The sequence below is a fragment of the Mesorhizobium sp. M0088 genome, from assembly GCF_040322895.1.
GTDB lineage: Bacteria > Pseudomonadota > Alphaproteobacteria > Rhizobiales > Rhizobiaceae > Mesorhizobium.
Map to the genome: position 1 here is coordinate 129,852 of NZ_JAMYUI010000020.1, position 10,601 is coordinate 140,452.

Sequence of the window (10,601 nt, forward strand, 5' to 3'; positions counted from 1 at the left end):
GAGGAAAAGATGTCCGTTCGCAATGCCGCAAAAATTTTTACCAGCGTCATGGCGGCAGCCAGCCTATCGCTCGCTCTGCTGATGCCTGGCCCCGCTTTCGCCGATGCCGGTTTCCGGCAGTGGGTCGCCGGCTTCCGCGCCACCGCCGTGCAGAGCGGCGTTTCCGGCGCCCTCTACGACCAGGCCTTCAGGAACATCGGGGATATCGATCCGGTGGTGCTGGAGAAGGCGCGTACGCAGCCTGAATTCACGGCCCCTGCCTGGGACTATTTCGACAACCGCGTCCATGACCAGTCGGTCGCCGTCGGCCAGCAGATGGCCAGGAAATGGAAGCCGTGGCTGGACCGGATCGAGGCCAGGTTCGGTGTCAACCGCTACATCCTGCTGGCCATCTGGTCGATGGAATCGAACTATGGCGAGATCCTCAAGCGCGACGACGTCATGCGCAATGTCGTGCGCTCGCTGGCGACCTTGGCCTATGCCGATCCGAAGCGGGCGAAATTCGCCCGCACCCAGCTGGTCGCCGCGCTGAAGATCCTGCAGACCGGCGATATCGACGAAAGCCATCTGAGCGGATCCTGGGCCGGCGCCATGGGCCATACCCAGTTCATCCCGACCAGCTATCTGCACTATGCCGTCGACATGGACGGCAATGGCAAACGCGACATCTGGAATTCGATCCCCGATGCGCTGGCGACATCAGCCAATTTGTTGAAGAAGAATGGCTGGCAGGCCGGCAAGACCTGGGGCTATGAGGTTGCTTTGCCCGCTGGAAAGCTTCCCGGCGGCTCGAAAACACTGTCGCAATGGCAGGCGCTCGGCGTGGTCAGGGCCAACGGCAAGCCGTTCAAGAACGGCTCCGACAAGGCGACGCTGAAGGTGCCGGACGGCCGCAACGGGCCGGCCTTCCTGATGATCAAGAATTTCACGGTCATCAAAGCCTACAATAACGCCGACAAATATGCGCTGGCCGTCGGCCTTCTTGCCGACGAAATCGCCGGCTCCAGCGGTCTCGTGCAGGACTGGAAGCGGCCTTTCACCAAGCTCACTTTCGAGGAAAGGCAGGAGCTGCAGCAGCGGCTTTCCCAACATGGCCTTTATGACGGCAAGTTCGACGGCAAGATCGGCGACGGCTCGAAATCAGCCATCTTGGCCTTCCAGGCCAAGGCCGGCTTGACCCAGGACGGTTACCCGAGCATGGAAGTGCTGAAGTGGCTCCGGCAGAAATAGAGCCGCCTGCGGTGCCGCGCGGCCTTTCGGGCGCGCAAAGGACACTGTAGCAATCTGGTTGGCGCGGCATTTGCTGCGCCAAGGGATGGAGGAAACGATTGGCTTCGGCTGCGCGCATCGCAGGGCTTGTTCGTCGCATGCCGGTGCTCATCCTGGCCGTGATCGTGCTCACCGTCGGTGTGGCTGGCGCCTTCCATGCGCCGGCCATGGCGCAGGAGCAGCAAAACCGCGGCTGGTCGCTGCGAGACCTTCTGTTCCCGCGCCGCAGCGAGCGCATCGAGCCGCCGCAGGACATCCAGAAGCCGAGGCCCAGGCCCAAGGCGAAAAAACCCCGCGCCCCGCGCCCGCCCGCGGAGCCGGAAATCCCGGTGGTCGACAAGGCACCGGACGCTCGCACCGTGCTGGTGGTCGGAGACTTCATGGCGGCCGGCCTCGCCGAAGGCCTCGACACCGCCTTTGCCGAGAATGCCGGCGTCAGGATCGTCGTTCGCAGCAATGGCTCGTCCGGCTTCGTACGCGATGATTTCTACAACTGGCCCGAACAGATCAAATTGCTGATCGAGACCGAAAAACCTGCCGCCGTGATCGTCATGCTGGGTTCCAACGACCGCCAGCAGATGAAGGTGGGTGACGTGCGCGAGCAGCCCCGCTCTGAAACCTGGACCAAGGAATATGAGCGCCGGACCGAGGCGTTCGGCAAAGCTGTCGCGGAGGCAAAGGTACCCTTCCTCTGGGTCGGCATGCCGGCGTTCCGGGTGTCGAAGATGACCTCCGATATGCTGGCCTTCAACGACATCTATCATCAGGCCGCTGAAAGCCATGGCGGTGAATTCGTCGACGTCTGGGACGGCTTCGTCGATGAGAACGGTGCTTTCGTCACCAGCGGCCCCGACATCAACGGCCAGCCGGTGCGGCTGCGCGCCGATGACGGCATCAACGTCTCGAGGGCGGGCAAGCGCAAACTCGCCTTCTACACCGAAAAACCGCTGCTGAAGATCCTCGGCCTGACCGCGCCTGGAAGCGTGATTACACCGTCCGCTCCGGCGGGCGCACCTGTCGAGGCGCCGGCGCCGGCCGCGGCCCCCATCGTTATCGACCGCACCGCGCCGATGCTGCTCAGCGATCCGGCACTCGACGGTGGCTCCGAATTGCTGGGCGCGGCACCGCCGGCGAAGGCCAATCCGGACTTGCCCGGTGAAAAGCTTGTGGTCGAGGGCAAGGCACCGATTGCATCGCCCGGCCGCGCCGACGATTTCTCATGGCCGCCAAAGGCCGCGACCGATACCACGACCGCGATCAATCGTTAGTATCGCTGCACGCTCCTGGGTTCAGCGCGGGAGAACGCTCGACCCCATCAACGCCTCGTCGATCGAGCGTGCCGCCTGGCGGCCCTCGCGGATCGCCCAGACGACCAGCGACTGGCCACGACGCACGTCGCCGGCCGCATAGAGCCTGTCCACGCTGGTCTTGTAGTCGCGGTCATTGGCCTCGACATTCCTGGAGCGGCGGCTGTCGGTGGCGATCTTCATCTCACCGTCCAATTCCTTCGCCACCCCGGCCGCAGCCGGCCCGGCAAAGCCGATGGCGATGAAGGCGAGATCGGCACGAATGACGAATTCGGTGCCGGCGATCGGCTTGCGCTTGTCGTCGACCTCGCAGCACTTGACGCCGGTCAGCTGGCCTTCCTCGCCGATGAATTCGAGTGTCGCCACCTGGAATTCGCGCTCCGCGCCTTCGGCCTGCGAGGACGAGGTGCGCATCTTGGTCGCCCAATAGGGCCAGACCGAAAGCTTGTCTTCCTTCTCCGGCGGCTGCGGACGGATGTCGAGCTGGGTGACGCGCACCGCACCCTGGCGAAAAGCAGTGCCGACACAGTCGGAGGCGGTATCGCCGCCGCCGACGACGACGACATGCTGGCCGCCGGCGATGATCGGATGCGACGGCCATGCCACCGACTGAATCGGTTCGCCGCCGACACGCCGGTTCTGCTGCACCAGATAGGGCATCGCGTCATGCACGCCGCCGAGATCGTCGCCGGGAATGCCGGCCGCGCGCGGCGTTTCCGAACCGCCGCAATAGAGCACGGCATCATGTTCGGCGAGCAGCTCGGCAACCGGCTTGTCGACACCGACATTGACGCCGCAATGGAAGGTCACGCCCTCGCCCTGCATCTGCTCGATGCGCCGGTCGATATAGTGCTTCTCGATCTTGAAGTCGGGAATGCCGTAGCGCATCAGCCCGCCGGGCCGGCTTTCGCGCTCGTAGACATGGACATCGTGGCCGGCGCGGCCAAGCTGCTGGGCTGCCGCCATGCCGGCGGGGCCGGAGCCGATGACGGCGACGCGCTTGCCGGTCTTCTTCTCCGGCGGATAGGGCCTGATGTGGCCGGTTTCATAGGCCTTGTCGGCAATCGCCTGCTCGACCGTCTTGATGGCGACGGGGATGTCCTCGAGGTTCAGCGTGCAGGCTTCCTCGCAGGGCGCGGGGCAGATGCGGCCGGTGAACTCCGGGAAATTGTTGGTCGAATGCAGGTTGCGGATCGCGTTGTCCCAGTCGCCATTGTAGACGAGGTCATTCCAGTCCGGAATCTGGTTGTGGATCGGGCAACCGGTCGGCCCATGGCAGAACGGAATGCCGCAATCCATGCAGCGCGCGGCCTGTTTCTCGACCTCCTTGTCGGACATCGGCAGCGTGAATTCACGGAAATGCCGGATGCGATCGGAGGCCGGCTGGTACTTGTGCACCTGCCGGTCGATTTCGAGAAAGCCTGTTACCTTGCCCATAGTCCAGTTCCTGCTGTCCAGATGGTGCGGTTTTCGCCGCACCCGTTAACCCCTTGAGGCAGCCATGGCAACCTTGCGCCGGAGGTCAAACTGTCGATGAAGATGGGCCGGGAAGCCTGGGCTCCCCGGCAATTGCAAAGCCTATTCCGCCGCGACGCCCATGCGCATGCGTTCCATCTCGATCAGGGCGCGGCGGTATTCGACCGGCATGATCTTGCGGAACTTCGGCCGGAAAATCGTCCAGTCGTCGAGAATCTCGCGGCCGCGTACCGACCCGGTGTAATGCACATGGTTGGAAATCAGCTGGTAAAGCCGCTCCTCGTCATGGCTGGTCATGTCGCCGGAGACGTCGACGCGACCCTTGTGGTCAAGGTCGCCGCCATGGTGCAGCAGCCTTTCCATCAGATCGTCTTCTTCCGGAACCGGCTCCAGCTCGACCATCGCCATGTTGCAGCGCTCGGCGAAATCGCCCGCCTCGTCCAGCACATAGGCGACGCCGCCCGACATGCCGGCGGCGAAATTGCGGCCGGTCTTGCCGATGACGACGACGATGCCGCCCGTCATGTACTCGCAGCCATGGTCGCCCACGCCTTCGACGACGGCGGCGACGCCCGAATTGCGCACGGCGAAACGCTCGCCGGCGACGCCGGCAAAGTAGGCCTCGCCCTCGGTGGCGCCATAGAGCACCGTATTGCCGACGATGATGGACTCCGCCGCGACGATCTTGGCCTCTTCCGGCGGCCGGATGACGATGCGGCCGCCCGACAGGCCCTTGCCGACATAGTCATTGCCGGCGCCGACAAGCTCGAACGAGATGCCGCGCGCCAGGAAGGCGCCGAAGGACTGGCCGGCAGTGCCGGTCAGCTTCACCTGGATGGTGTCCTCGCGCAGGCCCTTGTGCTTGAAGCGCTTGGCCACTTCACCCGACAGCATGGCGCCCGCCGAGCGGTCGACATTGCGGATATCGACCTCGATCTTGACCGGCAGCTTGCTTTCGAGCGCAGGCTTTGCCAGTTCGATCAGCTTGCGGTCGAGCACGTCGTCGATCGGGTGCTTCTGGCGCTCGGTCCAGTGCACCGCCTCATGCGGCGCATCCGGCTTGAAGAACATCTTAGAGAAATCGAGCCCGCGCGCCTTCCAGTGCACGATCAGGTCGCGCTTTTCCAGAAGATCACTGTCGCCGATGATCTGGTCGATATGGGTATAACCCATCTCGGCGAGCAGCTCCCGCACCTCTTCCGCCACGTAGAAGAAGAAGTTGATGACATGCTCGGGCGTGCCCTTGAAGCGCTTGCGCAGCACCGGATCCTGCGTCGCGACGCCGACCGGGCAGGTGTTGAGATGGCACTTGCGCATCATGATGCAGCCGGCCGCGATCAGCGGCGCGGTCGAGAAGCCGAACTCGTCGGCGCCAAGCAGCGCGCCGATGATAACGTCGCGCCCCGTGCGCAAGCCACCATCGACCTGCAGCGCGACGCGCGACCGCAGACCGTTCAGCACCAGCGTCTGGTGCGTCTCGGCAAGGCCCATTTCCCATGGGCTGCCGGCATGCTTGAGCGAGGTCAGCGGCGAGGCGCCAGTGCCGCCATCATAGCCCGAAATGGTGATGTGGTCGGCGCGTGCCTTGGCGACACCCGCCGCGACCGTGCCGACGCCGACTTCCGACACCAGCTTGACCGACACGTCGGCCGCCGGATTGACGTTCTTCAGATCGTAGATCAGCTGTGCCAGATCCTCGATCGAATAGATGTCGTGATGCGGCGGCGGCGAGATCAGGCCCACGCCCGGCGTCGAATGCCGGACCTTGGCGATGGTCGCGTCGACCTTGTGGCCGGGCAGCTGGCCGCCCTCGCCGGGCTTGGCGCCCTGCGCCACCTTGATCTGCATCATGTCGGAATTGACGAGGTATTCGGCCGTGACGCCGAAACGGCCCGAGGCGATCTGCTTGATCGCCGAGCGTTCGGGGTTCTTGCCGCCGCCAGGCAGCGGCAGATAGCGGTCGGCCTCTTCGCCGCCCTCGCCGGTGTTCGACTTGCCGCCGATCTGGTTCATCGCGCGCGCCAGCGTGGTATGCGCTTCGCGCGAGATCGACCCGAACGACATCGCCCCGGTCGAGAACCGCTTGACGATGTCGGCCGCTGACATGACGTCGTCGAGCGCCACCTTCTTGCGGCCGGTTTCTCCGGCCAGCTTGATCTTGAACAGGCCGCGAATGGTCTGGGCGCGGGCCGTCTCGCTGTCGATCTGGGCGGAATAGTCCTTGAACGTTTCCCACGACCCCTGGCGCACGGCGTGCTGCAAGGTGGCGACTGCGTCGGGCGACCAGATATGCGCCTCGCCCCGCATGCGGAACATGTATTCGCCGCCGACCTCGAGGCTGTTGCGCAGCACGGGGTCGTTGCCGAAACCGTCATTGTGGCGGCTGAGCGTCTCGGCCGCGATCTCGTCCAGGCCGACGCCTTCGATCAGCGTCGCGGTGCCGGTGAAGTATTGCTGCACGAAATCGGTCTTCAGGCCGATGGCGTCGAAAATCTGCGCGCCGCAATAAGACTGGTAGGTCGAGATGCCCATCTTGGACATCACCTTGAGGATGCCCTTGCCGATCGACTTGATGTAGCGCGAAACGACCTCGTAGGCGTCCACTTCCTTCGGCAGTTCGCCGCGCTTGTGCATGTCGAGCAGCGTGTCGAAGGCAAGGTACGGATTGATCGCCTCGGCGCCATAGCCGGCAAGGCAGCAGAAATGATGCACTTCGCGCGGCTCGCCGGATTCGACGACGAGGCCGACCGAGGTGCGCAGCCCCTTGCGGATCAGGTGATGATGGACCGCGGCCGTAGCCAGCAGCGCCGGGATGGCGATGCGGTCCGGCCCGACCTGGCGGTCGGACAGGATGATGATGTTGTAGCCGCCGGCGACCGCCGCCTCCGCCCGCTCGCACAACCGGTCGATGGCGCCCTGCATGCCCGCGGCCCCTTCGGCCGAGCCATAGGTGATGTCGATCGTCTTGGTGTCGAAGCGGTCCTCGGTGTGGCCGATGGAACGGATCTTTTCGAGATCGCCATTGGTCAGGATCGGCTGGCGCACCTCGAGCCGCTTGCGGCGCGAATTGCCGACCAGGTCGAAGATGTTGGGCCGCGGCCCGATGAAGGACACCAGGCTCATCACCAGCTCCTCGCGGATCGGATCGATCGGCGGGTTGGTGACCTGGGCGAAGTTCTGCTTGAAGTAGGTGTAGAGCAGCTTCGACTTGTCCGACATCGCCGAGATCGGCGTGTCGGTGCCCATCGAGCCCACCGCTTCCTGGCCTGTCGTCGCCATCGGCGACATCAACAGCTTGGTGTCTTCCTGGCTATAGCCGAATGCCTGCTGGCGATCGAGCAGGCTGACATCCTTGCGCAGCGCGCGCGGCTCGACCGGCTTCAAATCTTCGAGAATGAGCTGTGTGTTGGCGAGCCAGGTCTTGTAGGGATGCTTGGTCGCGATCTCCGACTTGAGCTCCTCGTCGGAGACGATACGCCCCTTCTCCAGGTCGATCAGAAGCATCCGGCCTGGCTGCAGCCGCCACTTCTTGACGATCTTCTCCTCGGGCACCGGCAGCACGCCGGCTTCCGAGGCCATGATGACGCGGTCGTCATCGGTGACGATGTAGCGTGCCGGGCGCAGGCCATTGCGGTCGAGCGTGGCGCCGATCTGGCGGCCATCGGTGAAAACCACCGCCGCCGGCCCGTCCCACGGCTCCATCAGTGCCGCATGGTATTCGTAGAAGGCCTTGCGATCGGCATCCATGAGCTTGTTGCCCGCCCAGGCTTCCGGGATCAGCATCATCATGGCATGGCTGAGCCTGTACCCGCCCTGGAACAGGAACTCGAGCGCATTGTCGAAGCAGGCGGTGTCGGACTGGCCGTCATAGGAAATCGGCCACAGCTTCGAGATGTTGTTGCCGAACAGTTCGGAATCGACCGACGCCTGGCGCGCAGCCATCCAGTTGTTGTTGCCGCGCACGGTGTTGATCTCGCCATTGTGGGCGACCATGCGGTAGGGATGCGCCAGCTTCCAAGACGGGAAGGTGTTGGTCGAGAAGCGCTGGTGGACGAGGATCAGCGCGGTCTCGAAGCGCGGATCGATCAGGTCCTTGTAATAGGCGCCGACCTGGTAGGCCAGGAACATGCCCTTGTAGACGATGGTGCGCGCCGACAGCGACACGCAATAGGCGCCGATGTCCTTGTTGTCGTTCTCGGCGTAGATGCGGCCCGATATGACCTTGCGCAGCAGATAGAGCCTGGCCTCGTATTCCTCGTCATCGGTAATGTCTGGCGTGCGGCCGATGAAGATCTGCCGGTGGAATGGCTCGGATGCCACGATGTCAGGCGCCTTCGAAAGCGACGAATTGTCGACGGGCACGTCACGGAAACCGATGAGCGGAAGCCCCTCGGATTGCGCCGATTCGACAATGATGTCCTCGATATGGGCGCGAAGGGCCGCGTCCTGCGGCATGAACCAGTGTCCGACGCCGTACTGACCCGCCGGCGGCAGCTCGATGCCCTGGGCCGCCATCTCCTCACGGAAGAACTGGTCGGGAAGCTGCACCAGCACGCCGGCGCCATCGCCGACCAGCGGATCGGCGCCAACGGCGCCGCGATGCGTCAGGTTTTCGAGCACAGCCAGCCCGTCCTTGACGATCTGATGCGACTTCACGCCCTTCATATTGACGATGAAGCCGACGCCGCAGGCGTCATGCTCGTTGCGCGGATCGTAGAGGCCCTGGGCGGAAAAGCCGTTGGCGGTTCGGCTAATATTGGATCGCAAGGTGGTTTTGACGGTTGCCGCTTTCGTCTGCGCGGCCTGGCCGTTCGTCGCAGAGTGCGTCATGTCCGTCATCTCCTGTCCTCCATTCCCAGCCATTCAGGCGCTGGTTTGCCTCGGCAAGCGCTTGGCTCACCCTGATCCTTGTGGCACGTCTTGCGAAATCCTTGCCGAACCAGGCGGCTTTCCGCATGGATCGCATCTGGTAATCGTACAGGCCAGAGTCTGGCTGTCCACCTGTCGCTCGCGGCAACAGCCGGAGAGGCCCAATGATACGCCAATCCGGCTCGTTTTGTGCGACAAAATAAGACAGCACTACTGTCCTAAATTTTTATGGCAGAAATCTGGGACGCACACAAGACCGATTCACAAAAAACTTGGGCTTTTCGCGACAGAAAATGTCGTCAAGTCCGGGAAAAACGTAAGCTTCAGTCGTCGACTTGGGCTTTGCCGGTTGGCTGGCTTTACTGTTTTTCCGGCGCCTGGCCCCTTGCGGTCCGCTCGCGAAACCGGTCAACTTCAGACTGATTTCCCCAAAACCCGATCTCCCCAACCCCCCGACCTCCCAAGACATAGGCAGATGCATGTTCTTCGCTTCCGACAATTGGGCAGGCGCCCATCCCAATATTGCCGCCGGCCTGTCGGCCAATGCCGGCGGCTTTTCCACCGCCTATGGCGACGGTGCGCTCGACCGGGCAGTCTACCAGCGCTTCAGTGAGATTTTCGAACGCGAGGTCGCGGTGTTCTTCGTCGCCACCGGCACGGCCGCCAACTCGCTGGCGCTCACCGCTTACAACAAGCCGGGCGGCATTTCCTTTGCCCATCGCGAATCGCATGTCATCGAGGACGAATGCGGCGCGCCGGTATATTTTTCCGGCGGCTCTCGCCTGCATGAGATCGATGGCGCGCTGGGCAAGATCGATCCGCACAATCTGGAAAGGACCATCGGCCGTTTCGCACCGGAAATTGTCCATTGGGGACGGCCAATGGCCGTTTCGATCACCCAGTCGACCGAGGTCGGCACCATCTACGGTCTGGATGAGATCGAGACGATCTCGGCGATCGCCAAACAATATTCGGTGCCCCTGCACATGGATGGCGCCCGCTTTGCCAATGCGCTGGTCGCACTCGACACGACACCGGCCGAAATGACCTGGAAACGCGGCGTCGACATCCTCTCCTTCGGCGGCACCAAGAACGGCTGCTGGTGCGCCGAAGCGATCGTGCTGTTCGATCTTGATCGTGCCAGGGAATTGGCGTTCCTGCGCAAGCGCGCCGCCCAGCTGTTTTCGAAATCGCGCTTCGTCGCGGCGCAGTTCGAAGCCTATTTCAAGGACGGATTGTGGCTGGACACCGCCCGCCACGCCAACGCCATGGCCGCACGCCTTGCCGCCGCGATCGAGGATTCGGCAACGGCCAAGCTGGCATGGCTGCCGCAGGCGAACGAGGTTTTCGCGGTGATCAAGAAGGCCGAGGCCGAGAGGCTGCAGGCCGCGGGTGCCGCCTTCTACGACTGGCACAAGCCGCATGGCTTTGACGGCCACATCGGCGAGGACGAGTTGCTCTACCGCTTCGTCACCAGCTTTGCGACGACAGCCGATGAAGTCGACCGTTTTGGCCAGCTGATCGCCTGATAACGGATTTCCCCGACAACAAAAAAGCGGGGCGCGTCGGGGCGCCCAGCGGCTACCGGGGGGGCAGGTATTTTTTTGATAGGGGGTTGGCCAGGGGCGTTTTTAAAAAAACCACCCCCCCCCCCGCGCCGCGGAGTGCGGTTGGCGTGGG

5 protein-coding genes are annotated in these 10,601 nt (G+C 63.5%); 3 read left to right on the forward strand and 2 right to left on the reverse strand.

Translation table 11 applies throughout. From position 1 onward, the window contains the following. Positions 1–9: 9 nt before the first annotated feature. Positions 10–1,230, forward strand: a complete 1,221-nt coding sequence (locus NKJ67_RS23665; protein ID WP_352583408.1) for a lytic murein transglycosylase — start codon at positions 10–12, stop codon at positions 1,228–1,230. Between the two features lie 98 nt (positions 1,231–1,328). Beyond that, on the forward strand, positions 1,329–2,537 hold the full coding sequence (locus tag NKJ67_RS23670; protein ID WP_292559420.1) for an SGNH/GDSL hydrolase family protein: 1,209 nt from the start codon (positions 1,329–1,331) through the stop codon (positions 2,535–2,537). A 21-nt stretch (positions 2,538–2,558) separates the two neighbouring features. Here the strand turns inward: NKJ67_RS23670 and NKJ67_RS23675 are convergent, their stop codons facing one another. Together NKJ67_RS23675 and gltB are read right to left on the reverse strand one after the other, a co-directional pair. Then, entirely contained in the window at positions 2,559–4,013 is a 1,455-nt protein-coding gene (locus NKJ67_RS23675) for a glutamate synthase subunit beta (protein ID WP_127272441.1), read from the reverse strand. 141 nt (positions 4,014–4,154) lie between these two features. Next, positions 4,155–8,891, reverse strand: coding sequence for a glutamate synthase large subunit (gene gltB, locus NKJ67_RS23680; RefSeq protein ID WP_128363167.1), 4,737 nt, complete (start codon positions 8,889–8,891; stop codon positions 4,155–4,157). Between the two features lie 509 nt (positions 8,892–9,400). On the opposite strand from gltB, the gene NKJ67_RS23685 reads away from it, so the two are divergent. Beyond that, a complete protein-coding gene (locus tag NKJ67_RS23685) occupies positions 9,401–10,450 on the forward strand; it encodes a threonine aldolase family protein (RefSeq protein WP_127329363.1) in 1,050 nt (349 codons plus the stop codon). Positions 10,451–10,601 lie beyond the last annotated feature (151 nt).

Excerpts from the sequence above, each read along its gene's own strand:
- NKJ67_RS23675 (WP_127272441.1), bottom strand. The coding sequence starts at position 4,013 with ATGGGCAAGGTAACAGGCTTTCTCGAAATCGACCGGCAGGTGCACAAG.
- gltB (WP_128363167.1), bottom strand. The coding sequence starts at position 8,891 with ATGACGGACATGACGCACTCTGCGACGAACGGCCAGGCCGCGCAGACG.
- NKJ67_RS23685 (WP_127329363.1), top strand. The coding sequence starts at position 9,401 with ATGTTCTTCGCTTCCGACAATTGGGCAGGCGCCCATCCCAATATTGCC.
- NKJ67_RS23665 (WP_352583408.1), top strand. The coding sequence starts at position 10 with ATGTCCGTTCGCAATGCCGCAAAAATTTTTACCAGCGTCATGGCGGCA.